Origin of the sequence: Burkholderia sp. BCC1640, assembly GCF_902833125.1 — a bacterium.
In the GTDB taxonomy this organism is placed as follows: Bacteria; Pseudomonadota; Gammaproteobacteria; order Burkholderiales; family Burkholderiaceae; genus Burkholderia; species Burkholderia diffusa.
The window spans coordinates 49,435-63,744 of record NZ_CADFEF010000015.1 but is presented as its reverse complement, the minus strand read 5'-3'; the positions used below and the strand labels follow the sequence as shown (position 1 = coordinate 63,744).

The window sequence follows — 14,310 nt, the reverse complement described above, 5'->3', positions numbered from 1 at the left end:
TCCCACAAATCTGTCTCTGCGCAGCCGCCCGCGCCGTGGCGCCGGCGGCCGTTCAATGGCCCGAATGGCTGCGTCGCCCGCTCAGATTACGCAGCGGGCCGCGCGGTTGCGCAGCGCGCGAATCGCGCTGTACGCGGTCAACGCGGACGTCTTCGGGTTGTCGGGCAACGGCTTGCCGCTCATTTCGAGCGACATCTCGCCGAACGCGCCGCGTGCGGTGATGCGGTGCACGTTGCGCGCGACGGCCGGATCGGCGATCAGGCGCACGCGCGTCGCGTCGAGGCCGAGGCCCGCGAGCGCGACCGTCGCCGCGACATTCGCGTTCTTCGGATACAGCCGCGCGGCGTCGCGTGCGGTGCCTTCGAAGATGACCTTCTCTTCGGTCATCGCGCGCAAGTCGCACAACGCCTCGGCGGGTGTGCCGAGCCAGCCGAGCGGCGGCTTGCGGCCGACGTACAGCACCTCGTCGAGCCCGCCCTGCTTCGCCGACGCCAGCGCGTCGATTCCGCCGATCGCGCCGGACAGCAGCGTCAGCGTCGCGTCGCCTTCGTCGGCGGCCTGCGACAGCACGTCGAGCAGCGCGAGGTCGGACAGCGCGCCGATCGATGCCACCGCGCAATCGGTGCCGGCCTTCAGCAGCGGCACGACGTGATCGACGAGCGCGCTGTGACCCGCGCACTCGAGCGCGAACTCGGGGCGGCGGGCCAGTGCGTCGACCGACGACACGACCTCCACCGCGCCGCCGAGCTCACGCTGCACCGCGTCGCGCTGGTGCTCGGGCACGATCACGTGCGCGACGCGCAACGAGGCGTCGTGCTCGACCGCGCGATACACGGCCGCACCGATCGCGCCGAAGCCGATCATCGCGATGTCGACGGGCTCATGCCCGCGGGCGTGGCCGTTACGCATACTGCCGCTCCGACGGCGTTTCTTCCTTCTTCACCGGCGGGCCCGCGAATGCCGATGCGAACGAGCCGACCGACAACATGTCGACCTCGACCATCACCGGCCCTTCCTTCGCGATTCCTTCGCGCACGATCGCTTCGGCTTGGTCGAGCGACGAGATTCGGTAGTGCGTGAGGCCGAAACTTGCGCAGAACTGCGCGAAATCCGGCTGGTGCAACTGCACGAAGCAGCGGCGGCCGCCATAGTGCGCGTCCTGGATGTTGCGGATCACGCCGTAGCACTGATCGTTCATCAGCACGATCATCACGTTCGCGTTTTCCTGCACGGCCGTCACGAGCTCGCCGACGTTGACCATCAGGCCGCCGTCGCCGACCAGGCAGACCGTCTTCGCCGCCGCGCCGGCCAGCGCCGCGCCGATGCCCATCTGGATGCCCTGGCCGATGCCGCCGCCGAGCGCATGCACGCCCGCGCGCGGTTCGAAGATCTTCAGCAGGCGGTTGCCCCACGTGCTGTTCGAGATCGTTACGTCGCGCACCCAGTTGTAGTCGCGGCCCACCGCGCCCTGCAGCGTATCGACCAGCTTCTTGTAGGGCCCGAGGCCTTCCGACACGCTGGCGACGGCCTGCTCGCGCGCCGCCGCGAGATCGGACGCGAACCGCGGATCGACGGACAGGCGGCCTTCGAGGCGATCGGCCAGCTCGGCCAGCACGCGCTTCGAATCGCCGTGCACGAACAGCTCGTTGCGATAGCCGCGGTTGTCGGCGAGCGCGTCAGCGTCGATGCGGAACAGCGGCTGCGGCAGCGCGAGCTTGTACTTCAGCGTCTCGTTGCCGCGCAGGCGCGAGCCGACCACGACGAGCGCGTCGCAGGTCTTGTAGAACGCCTCGACGGACGCATGCACGTTGAACGCGCCGAGCGTCGCCGGATGATCTTCCGGCAGCACGCCGCGGCCCTGCACGCTGGTCACGACGCCGAAGCCGAGCTTCACCAGGCGTTCGACTTCCGCACGGGCGTGGCGCGCACCGCCGCCGATCCACAACAGCGGACGGCGCTTGGCCGCCAGCGCGTCGGCGAGCTTCGCGACGCGTGCTGCGTCGTGCTCGCGCACCGCTACGTGCGCGGGTGCGAGGTCTTCCGGCCATTCGATTTCGGCGGCCTGGATGTCGATCGGAATCTCGACCGACACGGGGCCCGTCGGCGCGGTCTGCGCGATGCGCACCGCTTCGCGGATCGTCGGCAGCACGGTCTCGACCGTGCGCACGCGGAACGCGGCCTTCGAGATCGCGTCGAGCATCGTGAGCTGATCCGGCGCTTCGTGGATGTAGGCCAGATCCTGATCGAGATACGGCGTCTCGATCTGCCCCGTGATGTGCAGCAGCGCCGTGCCGGCCGTCAGCGCCTCGACCATCGCGCCGGCCGCGTTGCCCGCCGCCGTGCCCGTGCTCGTGAATGCGACGCCGAGGCCGCCCGACACGCGGGCCAGGCCGTCGGCCATGTTCACCGCGCCGGCTTCACCGCGCGCGCCGACATACCGGATGTTGCCGCGCGAGTTGATCGCGTCGAGGATCGGCATGTTGTGGATCGAGATGACACCGAATGCGGTTTTGACGTCGCACTGCTCGAGAAAGGCGGCAATCAGCTCGCCAACCGTGGTTTTTTTAGACATGGCGTGCAAAGCCTCCAGAAACGTCGATATGGCTGCCCGTCGTATAGGACGACAGATGCGTTGCGAGATAAAAAAGTGCCCAGGCGGCCTCGTCAGGCTTGCCGAAGCGGTTCAGCGGAATGTTCTTCTTGCGGGCAAGCGCGCCCGTCCAGTCCTCCCAGCTTTCGCCGGCCTGCGCCTGTGCTTCGTAGCGGCGGCGCCACTGACCCGACTCGACGATGCCGATCAGGATCGAGTTCACGCGGATGCGCTGCGGCGCGAGTTCGGTCGCGAGCGACTTCACGAGGCTCAGCACGCCCGCGCGCGCCGACGACGTCGCGACCATGTGCGGCTCCGGCTGTAGCGCGAGCAGCGAATTCACGCAGGTGATCGTCGGCGCCTGCGCGTCGCGCAGCAGCGGCAGGAATGCGCGCGTCGGGCGGATGATGCTGAAGTACTTCAGTTCGAGCTCTTCGCGCCATGCGTCGTCGGTCGTGTCGGCGAAGGTCGACACGCGGCCCTGGCCCGCGTTGTTGACCAGCATGTCGGCGCGGCCGAAGCGGTCTGACACGGCCTGCGCGAACGCGGCCACATCGGCTTCGTCGAGCACGTTGCAGCGCACGGCGAGCAGTTGCGCGCCCGGATATTTCTCGCCGAGCAGCGCTTGCGCGCGCGCGAGGCGTTCGCCGTCACGGCCGCAAATCGCGACCGACGCGCCGGCCTGCAGGAACCGCTCGGCAGTCGCGAGGCCGATGCCGGACGAGCCGCCCGTCACCACCGCCACCTGCCCGGTCAGATCGATCTGGATCATCGGAGTCCTAAAGCCTTCATAAACGTGTGCTCGTCATCCGAGCGGTAATTGAGCCGCCGCGACAGTTCCGCCGCCGCGCGCTGCACCTTGTCGATCAGGCCGTCGGCGATCAGCGCCGCGTCGATCTCCGGCCGAGGCACCGTCACCGTGATGCACGCGACGATCCGCTGCGTGTCGTTTCGCACCGGCGCCGTGACCACCGAAATGCCGCGTTCGAACGACGAATTGCTGACGCCGTAGCCGCGCAGCGCATCCTCGCGGATCACTTCGTACAGCGCATCGACCGTCTCCGGCGTCGCGCTCGTCATCCGGTTCAGCGTGCCTTCCGGATACAGCGCGCGCAGCGCCTGAAGCGACAGGTCGCCCATCAGCACGTGGCCGTGAGTTGTCGCATGCGCGGGCAGCCGCGTGCCGACGTTCACGCGAATCGAGCTGAACACCGGCGACTGGCTCTGCGCCTTCGCGACGAACACCACGTCGCGGCCATCGCGGATCACGATGTGCGTCGTGAAGCCGGTCGCGTCGCGCAGGCTCTCGATCACCGGCAGGCCGAGATCGGTCAGCTCGAGCGAGCTCAGGTATTCGAAGCCGAGCCGCAGCACGGCGATGCCGAGCTTGTAATTGCGATCCTTGTCCGCGCGCTCGAGAAAGCCGAGCGATTCGAGCGTCTGCAGCAGACGGAACACCGTCGTGCGCGGAATGCCGAGCCGCTTGGACAACTCCGGCGCGCCGAGCACCGGCTCGCGCGGCGAAAATTCGGCGAGGATTCGCAAACCGCGTTCGAGGCCCGGCACCACGTAGTTGGCCTCGGACTTCGCGGCGTCCGCGTCCTGTTGTTGCAACGGTTCGCTCATTCCAGCCCCCGTTGGCGATCGCATTGGCGGCAGAACGTGTCGATCAGCGACGAATAAACCGCCGGTGCTTCCACATAACCCGCATGACCGGCCTGCGGAATCACCTGCAATCCGACGTGCGCGGCCGCTGCGATGCGCTCGCACGCGGCAGGCGGCGTGATCGCGTCGTTCGCGCCGACCGCCACCGCGGTGCGGCCACGAAAGCCGGCGAGATCGGACGCGAGATCGGCGTTCGCGAGCAGATGCGTGGCCTGTGCATAGCCGGCCGGCACGATGCGCGCCATGTTCCAGCGCACCCACGCCCGCGCATCCTCGCTCGCGAAACCCGACAGCATGTTGCCGCTGCGCTGCTCGGCGAGCCCGGCCGGGCCGAGTTCCTCGAGCATGGCAAGGCGTGCATCGCGGCGCGTGTCGCGCGTTTCCGCGGGCGCGCTGCCGTAACCGCCCGCGGGCGAGATCAGCAGCAGGCCGGCGATCCGCGCGGGCATCACGCGGGCCAACCCGCCCGCGACGATCGCGCCGAGCGAATGCCCGACCAGCACGCAGCGTTCGATGCCGAGTGCCTCGAGCCACGCGTTCAGCGACGCCGCGTAATCGGCGGCCGCCGGCGACGCGCCGTGCACGGGCGTCGACACGCCGTAGCCGGGCGCATCCCACGCGAGCACGCGCCGCGACGCGCCGAGCGCGTCGAGCTGGCGCACCCACGATGCGGCGCCCGAGCCGATCCCGTGCAGCAGCACGACGGGCAGCGCGTGGCCCGCATGTTGCGCGCCGGCCTCGCGATAACCGATCGTGCCCGCCGCGCCGGCCGCGCAGCGCTGTTCGGGAAACTGCCCGAGCAGCGCGGCGAACGCCGCGGTGCGGTCGCGTTCACGTTTGTCGATGACACTCATTGCTTGCTCCGCCCCGTCTCAGCGCTTGATCTTCGCGAGCGGCGAATCCGGCGGATACGTCGGCGTGATGGGCTTCGGCGAACCGAGCATCACACACATCAGCGCGTCTTCCTCGCCGATGTTGATTTCCGTGCGATACACGCCCGGCGGCACCGAGATCAGGTCGCGCTCGCCGAGGATCGCTTCCCAGGTCTCGCCGTCGCGCTCGCAGATCACCTTCATCTTGCCGCGCAGCACGAAGAAGATTTCCTCGACGTCGATGTGGATGTGGCTCGGGCCGATGTTGCCGGCCGGAATGACCATCGTCGAAAACGTGAAGTTGCCGGCCGGCACCGTGTTGACGTCCTTCGCGACGCCGGTGCCGCCCGTGCCGACGTAGCGCATCTGCGCACGGCGGTACTTCGGGTCGTAGTCGGCCTGGAACTTCAGCGCGTCCCAGTCGTAGCGCCGCGTCGCGTAGCGCGCGACACGCCCTTCCATCCAGTCGCCGAAGCTTGCGCCGTCCGGCTGGTCCCACGACTTGCGTTCGAGATCTGCGTCCGCCATCGTCCTCTCCTTCATTCAGAGTGAAAACTTCAATTCAATTCATTACGAAGCCGCCGTTCACCGGCAGCAGTTGACCCGTCACGAAGCGCGCGCCGTCCGACAGCAGGAACAGCACGGGGCCCGTCACGTCGTCGGGCACCTGCGCGCGCGTCAGCGCGCGGCCCTGCATGTAGAACGCGTGCCGTTCGGCCGGCACGTAGGCCGTCGCCTCGACTTCGGTGAGCCCCGGCGCGATCGCGTTGACCGTCACGCCGTGCGCGCCGAACTCGCGTGCCTGCGCATGCGTCATCGCGATCACGGCGCCCTTGCTGGCGACGTACGCGAGGAGCTTCGGCGCGCCCCAGAGCGCGGTGTCCGATGCGAGGTTCACGATCGCGCCGCGCCCCGACTGCGCGAGGTGCGGCAGCGCCGCATTGCTGACGAGCCACACGCCGCGCACGTTCACGTTCATCACGGCATCCCAGGTCGACACGTCGAGTTCCGTCGACAGCTTGCCGCCCGAGTTCGTGATCGCCGCGTTGTTGATCAGCGCATCGACGCCGCCGAGCGCCGCCGCGCCCTGCGCGACGAATGCGTCGACGCTCGCCGGATCGGCCAGGTCGAGCGCGAAGAAATGCGCGGTGTGGCCGGCTTGCGAGAGTTGCGCGGCCAGCGCACGGCCCTCTTCGACGAGCACGTCGCCGAACGCGACCCGCGCGCCCGCGGCGACCAGCGCCTTCACGAATGCCGCGCCCAGACCGCGCGCGCCGCCCGTGACGAGCACGCGGCGCCCCGGCAGCGACACTACCGGTGCGAACTCAGCCATTCGCGGGCTCCGCCGCGGCCTGCGCCGCACGGTGCGCGTCGAGCGCGGACAGGTGCTCCTGCGCGCGCTGGCGCAGCATCCGGCGCACGCGCGTGATGCCGACGTCGTGCTGGTACAGGTATTCGTGATCGCGCGCGTGCGGCGCAAGGCTTTCGAGGACGTAGCGGTCCTGCTCGAGCACGTCCCAGTGCAGGCCCTCGAGGCGGTTGCGATACATGAAGCGCCACACGTCGCGCTGCCAGCCGCTGACCTTGCGGGTGCGCCAGAAGTAGACCTGGCAATTGTCGCCGTCGACCGGCGTCGCGAAACCGATGATCCCGAAGTTGCCGCCCGGGCCGAACTTCTGCTTGTACGGAATCGCGAGACGCATCCACAGGCAGCCCGTTTCGCCGAGCTCGACCCAGTCGAAGTTCACGTCGCGCTGGCCGATCTTCTCGAACATCAGGCCCGTTTCCGTCTTGCGCACGCGCATGTCGGCCTGCTTGTCGCCTTCGGCCATCGAGTGCGACGTCGCGTGGAGGTATGCGCCGTGCATCGGGTCCATCACGTTGTCGATCGCGTACTGGTAATTGCACTTCCAGTTCGACACGCACAGGAAGTGGCCGTATTCGTCGGCCACCAGTTCTTCCGGCAGGTTCAGCGGCGCCGGCTCGCCATGCGCCTCGTCGCCGAACCACAGGAAGATCGCCCCGGCCTTCTCCTCGACCGGATACGACTTCACGCACTTCATGCCTTCGAGCGGACAGTTCGCGACCGCCGGCACGCGATTGACGGTGCCGCCGCCGTCGACTTCGATGCCGTGATACCAGCAGGCGATGTTGCCGCCGAGGTTCCAGCCCAGCGACAGGCGCGCGCCGCGATGCGGGCAGCGATCTTCCAGCGCGTGAACCTTGCCCTCGTGATCGCGCCACAGCACGATCTGCTCGGACAGGCGCGTGAGGCCGACGGGCGCGTTCGACACCTGCCAGCTCGGGGCGACGGGATACCAGTAGTTCTTGATGCCGCGATCGAGATAGTCGCGGACCGGGTCGTGTTGTGTTTCGTGTTGTGCGGGGGACGTCATCAGTGTGCTCCGGATGCGGTTGTCGTCGGGTCGGCGGTCACGCGGCGCGTGCGCTCATTCCGCCAGCGAGGCCATTTCGGCGCGGAAGCGCTCAGGCGTCCACGCCGTGCCGTCCGGCGCGCGGAAGCCGATGCGGTTCAGGCCCGCGACGACATCGTCCAGCTCGGTCGCGCCGCTCTCGAACACGCGTTCGAGCGCATCGCCGAGGTCGTTTTCATATTGGGTCGGTTCGGCCTTGCGGTTCTGCCAGACGCGGTTCTCGACCTGGCCCGGGATCTCGATCTGCCCTTTGCCGGCGACGTTGTTCGGCTGCGGCGCCACCCACGGCTTCAGGAAGGGATTGAAGTTGACGGTCGCTTCTTTCATGTCATTCCACCTTGATCTGGATTTCCTCGCCGGCCAGCCGCACCGCGTACTGCTTCAGCGCGCGCCCGCCCGGGCCCTTCAGGCATTCGCCCGTCTTGATGTCGAACACGGCCTCGTGCAGCGGGCATTCGACCGTGCCTTCGTCGACGAACCCCTGCGTCAGCAGCGCGTATGCATGCGGGCACACGTTCTCGAGCGCATACACCTCGTCGCCGACGCGGTAGATCCCGATTTCGACGCCGTCGGTCCGCTTGAACTCGATCGGCGTGTCTTCCGACAGCGCGCCGGCGTGCCCGGCACAAACCCATTGTTCAGACATCTCACACCCTTCCTTCTGATCGACTCTCGGTTCGCTCCGGATTTGTTCCATATCCGGAACAGCAGTTTATGGATGGTGATTATAGGAGCGACTTTCCACGAGTAAAACAAAAAGCTGCACGTCCTAGGGAAAACACCGACCGCCCGGTCGACGGTCGGCCCCGTCACCCGCGCCAATTGTGATTTTTTGTTTTATTGCGGGGATTTAAGCCCGATTTCCAGGATTCTCGAACTGCTGTTGCGGATCGTCTTCAAGCCCATCAGGCCCGATAAATTTATTTTTGATACTTTGCGTGACACCTCTATACTCCATTCCATCAGAGGCACGTTGTTCCTTATATGGAACACAAAAATGCCCGCCGGTGGTGAAGAAAGCGCGCGACGGCCGGCCGTCCTCGTGCCCGCCGCCACGGCACGTTTCTCATCAGGTTTGGAGAGTCAGGAGATCAAATGGTCAAGCATGCGGTAGCAGCAGCAATCATCGGAATGGGCGCGGTCTCGGGCGCCTGGGCACAGAGCAGCGTGGTGCTGTACGGCAGCATGGATGCCGGCGTCGCCTATGTGAACAACGTCGGCGGCCATGCGAAGTGGGCAATGATCCAGGGCAACACGCAGCCCGACCGGTGGGGCCTGAAAGGCAAGGAAGACCTCGGCGGCGGCCTGTCGGCGATCTTCCAGCTGGAAAACGGCTTCTATACGAACAACGGCCAGTTCGCGACCGCGAACACGATCTGGAACCGCGCGGCGTTCGTCGGCCTCAGTTCCGACCGCTACGGCACGCTGACGCTCGGCCGGCAGACGCCGCTGTCGTTCGACTACCTCGATCCGCTCAGCACCGCGTATCTCGCGATGAGCTGGTATGCGTTCCACCCGGGCAACATCGACGGGCTCGCCGCGACCGGCAACGTGCCGTACAACAACGCGGTCAAGTACCGTTCGCCGAGCTTCGCCGGCTTCTCGGCCGCAGCGGCGATGGCGCTCGGCAACACGACGAACTTCTCGACCGGCAAGTCGGTCGGTGTCGCACTGAACTATGCGAACGGGCCGCTCAAGGCGTCGGCCGTGTATTCGAACGAGCACGACCGCGCGATCCTGATCGGCCAGACGGGCATCACGTCGTTCCAGGGGCAGAACACCGCGAACGGCTACCTCGCGAACAAGGTCGAGAACATCGGCGCGGGCGCGTCCTACCAGTTCGGCGACTTCCTCGTGCACGGCCTCTACACGCGCACGAAGATGCAGTCGAACGGGTTTTCCGACACGTTCCAGAGCTACGACGCAGGTGTGAACTACCGCAGCAGCGCGTTCAACACGATCGCGGGCGGCGCGGCGACCACGACGCTGGCCGGCCGCCGCTGGACGCAGGTCGAACTGGGCGACATCTATTCGCTGTCCAAGCGCACGCAGCTGTACGCGAACGTGCTGTACGAGCACGGTTCGGGCGGCGCGAAGGCCGCGTTCTTCACGGCCGGCGCGTCGAGCACCGCGAACCAGGTGATCGTGCTGACCGGCATCCACCATTCGTTCTGAGCGGCGACGGGCGCACGCGCCCGAGGCCGGAAACGAAAAGAGCAGCCCGCGGGCTGCTCTTTTTCATTGGCGATGGATCGATAAGGCCGCACGACGCGGCCCGTGCGGCGGATCAGAACATCGCGACCCGGTGGCGCGCATGCGCGAACGTCGGGTCGCTTTCGAGCGGCCGGTAGTTCAGGCGCTGCGACAGGTCGACCGCCGCACCGCACACCGCTTCGACGAGCCGCTCTTTCTCGCCGGCCTCGCCGATCTCCGAGCGCGGCACCGTCGCGGTGATCGCCGCGACGATCGCGCCCGAATGGTCGCGCACTGGCGCAGTCACGGCCGAGATGCCGCTCTCGAACGCGGCCTCGCTGACCGCATAGCCGAGCCGCGCGTAGTGACGCATGCGCTCGTACAGCTCGTCGACCGTGCCAGGCGTGCGCTCGGTGAACTGTTCGAGCCGTTTTTCCGGATACAGCTGGCGCAACGCGTCGCGCGTGAGGTCGCCCATCAGCACATGGCCGTGCACGGTCGCGTGCGCGGGCAGCCGCGTGCCGACGTGCACCTTCACCGAACCGAACATCGATGTGTTGCTCTGCGCCTTCGCGACGAACACGACATCGCGCTGGTCGCGGATCAGCAGGTGCGTGGACAGGCCCGTCGCGTCGCGCAGCCGTTCGAGCACGGGCGTACCGAGATCGGTCAGTTCCAGCGAATTCAGGTATTCGAAGCCGAGCCGCAGCACACCGACGCCGAGCCGGAAATAGCGGTCGCCGTTCACGCGCTCAAGAAAGCCGAGCGCCTCGAGCGTCTGCAGCAGGCGGAAGGTGGTCGTGCGCGGGATGCCGATGCGCTTCGACAGCTCGGGCGCGCCGAGCACCGGCTCGCGCGCGGAGAATTCGGCGAGGATCCGCAGCCCGCGTTCGAGGCCCGGGACCAGATACGACGACGCGCCGCCGGACGATTCGTCGTCGCCCGCGCCCTGCTTCGGCGCGTCGTGGTCGACGTCGTCGCCCGCTGTCGCGCGCGGCGCGCTTGCCGGCTTCGCCGGCGGTTTCGATGCGCCGCTCATCGTTGGATTGACCCTCTGCACATGGACGGAATGGAAGCGTTCACGAAAGACCCGCAATGCTTGATTATGGATTTTCGACCGGACCGGATCAACACGATCCGGCTCACGCGGCCGACGGTCCGATGCGCCCGACCGGACCGCCGAGGCGGCATATAGCCTGATGCGATCGAAAGAATAACAGCGATAGACAGGACTGCCCACCGGAACGTCGCCGGGTGCGGCGGCTGGCAACCGGCAATGCTCGATATGCGTTCGGGGGCGTCGGGCGCCACTGCCCCGGCCAATGCGCGAAAGGAAACGAATGGAAACGAGCGACCGCGCCGATCCGCGAACGGGATCGGCGCGACGGCGTTCAGGCCGTCACTGCTGCGTCATACTCGGCGCGCGCGAGCTGGCCGGCGGCATAGGCGTCGGCTTCGCCGCGGAAGCCGTCCGTGCTGAATGCGACGACTTTCACACCGACGCCGGATGCCCGCTTCACCGTCAGCGCCCATTGCCATCCGCCGTCTTGTTCGAAGACGTGCAGCGAGGGTTCGAGGGATGAGTCCAGTACGGTCAAGGGTTGTGCTCCTGCCCTGCGCGTCGCATCGGCCACGCGTCGGGCATGTCGAAAAGATGCGCCGATTCGCGGCGCGTTTCAGCCATTCGACAGTCTAGTCAAGGAATGTTGCGACGCACCATCAGGGCTTACACCTGCCTATCAGAACCCGGCGGTCGATGAAATCCACCTGAAATCCTTATGGCACGGGCCTCACGGGCCTATTTCCGCCGCGCGTACGCCACGTGTGCGGCAACGTGCCGCATGGACGGTCGATCAATCGGATCGGTTTAAAAACGGGTCGCGACCCCGGGTAGTAAACCCTTCGATCGGCGCGCTTACGTGCCCGCCTCGGCCGTCACCACCCGCCGGAACGTCAGGTTGACCCGCTCGCCCTGCACGGCCGGCGCCTTCGGCACGCGATGCTGCCATTCGGCCTGCGTGCGGCCGCGCATCACCAGCAGGCTGCCATGCGTCAGCCGGTACGCATGCACGACGCCGGTCGCACGATGACGCAGATCGAACACGCGCATCGCGCCAAGGCTGACCGACGCGATCACCGGCGCGTCGCCGAGCTCCGGCTCGTTGTCCGCATGCCAGCCGAGACTGTCCTGCCCGTTGCGATAACGATTGAGCAGCACGCTGTTGAAACGCGCGCCGCAGATCGCCTCGACGGCACGCTTCAGGTCGAGCACGGCCGGCGTCCACGGCGCGGGCACGTTGCGGATTCCCGAATACACGTAGACGGCGTCGGGCTCGCCCTGCCACGCGGTGAGCCGCGGCAGCGGAATGCGTCCGCGTGGCGTGCGGATCGTGTCCTGCCGCCACGCGACCTCGTCGATCAGCGCGGCCAGCACGCGATCGGCCTCGGCCGGCGCGAGCCAGTCCGGGTACCAGTCCACGTCGGGCGCGGGCGTATCGGCGAAAAGATCGGGCGTCGACATGTCGGAATCAGGCAGGCGTGAACGATGCGGGCGAACCATGCCTGCATGGTAGCCAACGGCGACGCGCGCCGCCATGCGCTGTCATTCCGGCGCGTCACACGCCCGGGCGCTCGAATCGCCGATCTCGAAGCCGGTGCGTTTTCGCGTGCCACGCTATCATCGCGCCGTGTCGCAGCGCGTCCTTATCCAGGACGCTGCGTTCTTCCGCAATGCCGGCCGGCGCGACCCGGCCGATTTCTTCCAGGACCCGCCATGACGCTCTCCGATTCCGCCCTCGACCAGTTGTTCCGCACCGCGCGCACCCACAATGCCTGGCAGGACAAACCCGTCGACGATGCGCTGCTGCACCGGCTGATCGACCTGACGAAATTCGGCCCGACGTCGGCGAACTCGAGTCCCGCGCGCTTCGTGTTCGTCAAGTCGGCCGAAGCGAAGGCGCGCCTGAAACCGGCGCTGTCCGAAGGCAATCTCGCGAAGACGATGGCCGCGCCCGTCACCGTGATCGTCGGCATGGACTTCGCGTTCCACGAGCACCTGCCGCGCCTGTTCCCGCACGCCGACGCGCGCAGCTGGTTCGCCGGCAACGACGCGCTGATCGAAGCCACGGCGTTCCGCAACGCGTCGCTGCAGGGCGCGTACCTGATCCTCGCCGCGCGCGCGCTCGGCCTCGACGCGGGCCCGATGTCGGGCTTCGATGCCGCCAAGGTCGATGCCGAATTCTTCGCCGGCACCGCGATCCGCACCAACTTCCTCGTGAACCTCGGCTACGGCGACCCGGCGGGCCTGTTCCCGCGCAGCCCGCGCTTCGATTTCGACGATATCGCGCGCATCGTCTGACGCGCGCTAGCGGCCGCGCGCCAACCGGATCAGCGTGATTTCGGACGGCACGCCGAAACGGTTCGGCGGCCCCCAGTAGCCGGTGCCGCGGCTGGTGTACAGCCACATCGCGCCGAACCGGTTCAGCCCGCCGATCACCGGCTGCTGCAGGCGCACGAACGGCGGCCACGGCAGGAACTGGCCGCCGTGCGTATGGCCGGACAGTTGCACGGTGAACCCGGCGCGGCTCGCCGCTTCCGCGCTGCGCGGCTGGTGCGCGAGCAGGATCTTCGTGGCGACGTCGTGCGGCGCGCCTGCGAGCGCCTGCTCGGGGTCGCTGCGATGTTCGGGATCGAACCCGCCCGCCGTGAAATCGGTGACGCCCGCGAGCACCGCGCGCGCGCCGTCGTGCTCGATCAGCACGTGCTCGTTGAGCAGCACCGTCAAACCGATCCGCCGGAACTCGTCAATCCATGCGTGCGCGCCGGCGTAATACTCGTGGTTGCCCGTCACGAGGAAGCTGCCGTGCCGCGACTGCATGCGGCCGAGCGGCGCCGTGTGCTCGCGCAGCCGCTTGACCGAGCCGTCGACCACGTCGCCCGTCAAGACGACGAGATCGGCCTCGAGCGCATTGACCGCGCGCACGATCCGCTCGATATAGGGCCGCTTGATCGTCGGCCCGACGTGAATGTCCGACAGTTGCACGATCGTCAGGCCGTCGAGCGCGGCCGGCAGCCCGTCGACCGGAATCGACACGCGCTTGACCGCGGCCGTGCGGCGCGCGCCGACGAATCCGATCGCGCTGATCAGCACCGCGCCCGCCAGCACGCCGAGCGCCGTGTCGGATGCCGCGCCGCTCCAGGCGCCGTCATGTCCCAGATGCCGCCATGCGACGACGCCGAGCAGCACCGGCTCGCGCAGGAACGTCAGCACCAGCAGCGACGAAAAGAAGCCCATCGCGATCGAACCGGCCCAGCCGGCCAGCGTCGCTGCCCAGCCTTCGTCGAAGCGGCGCGAGAACATGCCGACCGGAATCAGCACGACGAAGCTCGCCAGCACCAACGCCGCGATCGTGCGCGCGAGCGGCGACGCGAAGGCGTCGGGAATGATCCGCAGCCCGACGTACAAGTGGAACAGCACGCCGATCGCAATGAACCGGACAAAGAAACTTCGCATGGAACACTCTTCCTCGTTGCGGTACCGCTTCCGCGCCGCGCA

16 protein-coding genes are annotated in these 14,310 nt (G+C 67.5%); 2 read left to right on the top strand and 14 right to left on the bottom strand.

Translation table 11 applies throughout. The features are described from left to right. Nucleotides 1–81 precede the first annotated feature (81 nt). The 10 genes from HWX25_RS17760 to HWX25_RS17715 are packed head-to-tail and all read right to left on the bottom strand — an operon-like array spanning nucleotide 82 to nucleotide 8,208. Nucleotides 82–909 (bottom strand): aspartate dehydrogenase, encoded by an 828-nt coding sequence (locus HWX25_RS17760; RefSeq protein WP_175909432.1) that lies wholly within the window; start codon nucleotides 907–909, stop codon nucleotides 82–84. Then, nucleotides 902–2,572 carry a thiamine pyrophosphate-binding protein gene (locus tag HWX25_RS17755; protein ID WP_059819335.1) on the bottom strand — a complete coding sequence of 557 codons (1,671 nt, stop codon included), beginning with the start codon at nucleotides 2,570–2,572 and terminating at the stop codon, nucleotides 902–904. Before HWX25_RS17755 ends, HWX25_RS17760 begins: the two co-directional genes overlap by 8 nt. Then, entirely contained in the window at nucleotides 2,565–3,362 is a 798-nt protein-coding gene (locus tag HWX25_RS17750; protein ID WP_175909430.1) for an SDR family oxidoreductase, read from the bottom strand. Before HWX25_RS17750 ends, HWX25_RS17755 begins: the two co-directional genes overlap by 8 nt. Then, nucleotides 3,359–4,216, bottom strand: coding sequence for an IclR family transcriptional regulator (locus HWX25_RS17745; RefSeq protein ID WP_059819336.1), 858 nt, complete (start codon nucleotides 4,214–4,216; stop codon nucleotides 3,359–3,361). The genes HWX25_RS17750 and HWX25_RS17745 overlap by 4 nt, the downstream gene beginning before the upstream one ends. Beyond that, nucleotides 4,213–5,109, bottom strand: a complete 897-nt coding sequence (locus tag HWX25_RS17740; RefSeq protein WP_175909429.1) for an alpha/beta fold hydrolase — start codon at nucleotides 5,107–5,109, stop codon at nucleotides 4,213–4,215. Before HWX25_RS17740 ends, HWX25_RS17745 begins: the two co-directional genes overlap by 4 nt. 18 nt (nucleotides 5,110–5,127) lie before the next feature. Further along, a complete protein-coding gene (locus HWX25_RS17735) occupies nucleotides 5,128–5,655 on the bottom strand; it encodes a cupin domain-containing protein (protein WP_059526452.1) in 528 nt (175 codons plus the stop codon). A 34-nt stretch (nucleotides 5,656–5,689) separates the two neighbouring features. Then, nucleotides 5,690–6,460, bottom strand: coding sequence for an SDR family oxidoreductase (locus HWX25_RS17730; RefSeq protein ID WP_175909427.1), 771 nt, complete (start codon nucleotides 6,458–6,460; stop codon nucleotides 5,690–5,692). Continuing rightward, nucleotides 6,453–7,523: an aromatic ring-hydroxylating dioxygenase subunit alpha gene (locus HWX25_RS17725; protein WP_059819338.1), complete on the bottom strand. Its 1,071-nt coding sequence runs from the start codon at nucleotides 7,521–7,523 to the stop codon at nucleotides 6,453–6,455. The genes HWX25_RS17730 and HWX25_RS17725 overlap by 8 nt, the downstream gene beginning before the upstream one ends. Nucleotides 7,524–7,577: 54 nt before the next feature. After that, on the bottom strand, nucleotides 7,578–7,889 hold the full coding sequence (locus HWX25_RS17720; RefSeq protein ID WP_059526461.1) for a recombinase-like helix-turn-helix domain-containing protein: 312 nt from the start codon (nucleotides 7,887–7,889) through the stop codon (nucleotides 7,578–7,580). Between the two features lies 1 nt (nucleotide 7,890). Further along, nucleotides 7,891–8,208 carry a non-heme iron oxygenase ferredoxin subunit gene (locus HWX25_RS17715; protein WP_006758060.1) on the bottom strand — a complete coding sequence of 106 codons (318 nt, stop codon included), beginning with the start codon at nucleotides 8,206–8,208 and terminating at the stop codon, nucleotides 7,891–7,893. A gap of 449 nt (nucleotides 8,209–8,657) precedes the next feature. Here HWX25_RS17715 and HWX25_RS17710 point away from each other — a divergent pair, with 449 nt between their 5' ends. Then, a complete protein-coding gene (locus HWX25_RS17710; RefSeq protein ID WP_175909425.1) occupies nucleotides 8,658–9,737 on the top strand; it encodes a porin in 1,080 nt (359 codons plus the stop codon). Nucleotides 9,738–9,849: 112 nt separating this feature from the next. On the opposite strand, the gene HWX25_RS17705 is transcribed toward HWX25_RS17710, so the two are convergent. From HWX25_RS17705 to HWX25_RS17695, 3 genes are all read right to left on the bottom strand, one after another. Further along, nucleotides 9,850–10,794 carry an IclR family transcriptional regulator gene (locus HWX25_RS17705; RefSeq protein WP_175909423.1) on the bottom strand — a complete coding sequence of 315 codons (945 nt, stop codon included), beginning with the start codon at nucleotides 10,792–10,794 and terminating at the stop codon, nucleotides 9,850–9,852. Nucleotides 10,795–11,146: 352 nt separating this feature from the next. Next, nucleotides 11,147–11,353: a hypothetical protein gene (locus tag HWX25_RS17700; protein ID WP_044843168.1), complete on the bottom strand. Its 207-nt coding sequence runs from the start codon at nucleotides 11,351–11,353 to the stop codon at nucleotides 11,147–11,149. Nucleotides 11,354–11,670: 317 nt separating this feature from the next. Then, on the bottom strand, nucleotides 11,671–12,276 hold the full coding sequence (locus HWX25_RS17695) for an alpha-ketoglutarate-dependent dioxygenase AlkB (protein WP_175909421.1): 606 nt from the start codon (nucleotides 12,274–12,276) through the stop codon (nucleotides 11,671–11,673). A 252-nt stretch (nucleotides 12,277–12,528) separates the two neighbouring features. On the opposite strand from HWX25_RS17695, the gene HWX25_RS17690 reads away from it, so the two are divergent. Further along, nucleotides 12,529–13,113, top strand: coding sequence for a malonic semialdehyde reductase (locus HWX25_RS17690; protein ID WP_059526477.1), 585 nt, complete (start codon nucleotides 12,529–12,531; stop codon nucleotides 13,111–13,113). A 6-nt stretch (nucleotides 13,114–13,119) separates the two neighbouring features. On the opposite strand, the gene HWX25_RS17685 is transcribed toward HWX25_RS17690, so the two are convergent. Continuing rightward, a complete protein-coding gene (locus HWX25_RS17685) occupies nucleotides 13,120–14,268 on the bottom strand; it encodes a metallophosphoesterase (protein ID WP_175909419.1) in 1,149 nt (382 codons plus the stop codon). Between the last annotated feature and the right edge of the window lie 42 nt (nucleotides 14,269–14,310).

Bases quoted from the DNA above. Each gene is read 5' to 3' on its own strand.
- HWX25_RS17710 (WP_175909425.1), top strand. From the start codon at position 8,658: ATGGTCAAGCATGCGGTAGCAGCAGCAATCATCGGAATGGGCGCGGTC.
- HWX25_RS17735 (WP_059526452.1), bottom strand. From the start codon at position 5,655: ATGGCGGACGCAGATCTCGAACGCAAGTCGTGGGACCAGCCGGACGGC.
- HWX25_RS17695 (WP_175909421.1), bottom strand. From the start codon at position 12,276: ATGTCGACGCCCGATCTTTTCGCCGATACGCCCGCGCCCGACGTGGAC.
- HWX25_RS17705 (WP_175909423.1), bottom strand. From the start codon at position 10,794: ATGAGCGGCGCATCGAAACCGCCGGCGAAGCCGGCAAGCGCGCCGCGC.
- HWX25_RS17755 (WP_059819335.1), bottom strand. From the start codon at position 2,572: ATGTCTAAAAAAACCACGGTTGGCGAGCTGATTGCCGCCTTTCTCGAG.
- HWX25_RS17715 (WP_006758060.1), bottom strand. From the start codon at position 8,208: ATGTCTGAACAATGGGTTTGTGCCGGGCACGCCGGCGCGCTGTCGGAA.
- HWX25_RS17740 (WP_175909429.1), bottom strand. From the start codon at position 5,109: ATGAGTGTCATCGACAAACGTGAACGCGACCGCACCGCGGCGTTCGCC.
- HWX25_RS17730 (WP_175909427.1), bottom strand. From the start codon at position 6,460: ATGGCTGAGTTCGCACCGGTAGTGTCGCTGCCGGGGCGCCGCGTGCTC.
- HWX25_RS17760 (WP_175909432.1), bottom strand. From the start codon at position 909: ATGCGTAACGGCCACGCCCGCGGGCATGAGCCCGTCGACATCGCGATG.
- HWX25_RS17750 (WP_175909430.1), bottom strand. From the start codon at position 3,362: ATGATCCAGATCGATCTGACCGGGCAGGTGGCGGTGGTGACGGGCGGC.
- HWX25_RS17725 (WP_059819338.1), bottom strand. From the start codon at position 7,523: ATGACGTCCCCCGCACAACACGAAACACAACACGACCCGGTCCGCGAC.
- HWX25_RS17685 (WP_175909419.1), bottom strand. From the start codon at position 14,268: ATGCGAAGTTTCTTTGTCCGGTTCATTGCGATCGGCGTGCTGTTCCAC.
- HWX25_RS17720 (WP_059526461.1), bottom strand. From the start codon at position 7,889: ATGAAAGAAGCGACCGTCAACTTCAATCCCTTCCTGAAGCCGTGGGTG.
- HWX25_RS17690 (WP_059526477.1), top strand. From the start codon at position 12,529: ATGACGCTCTCCGATTCCGCCCTCGACCAGTTGTTCCGCACCGCGCGC.
- HWX25_RS17745 (WP_059819336.1), bottom strand. From the start codon at position 4,216: ATGAGCGAACCGTTGCAACAACAGGACGCGGACGCCGCGAAGTCCGAG.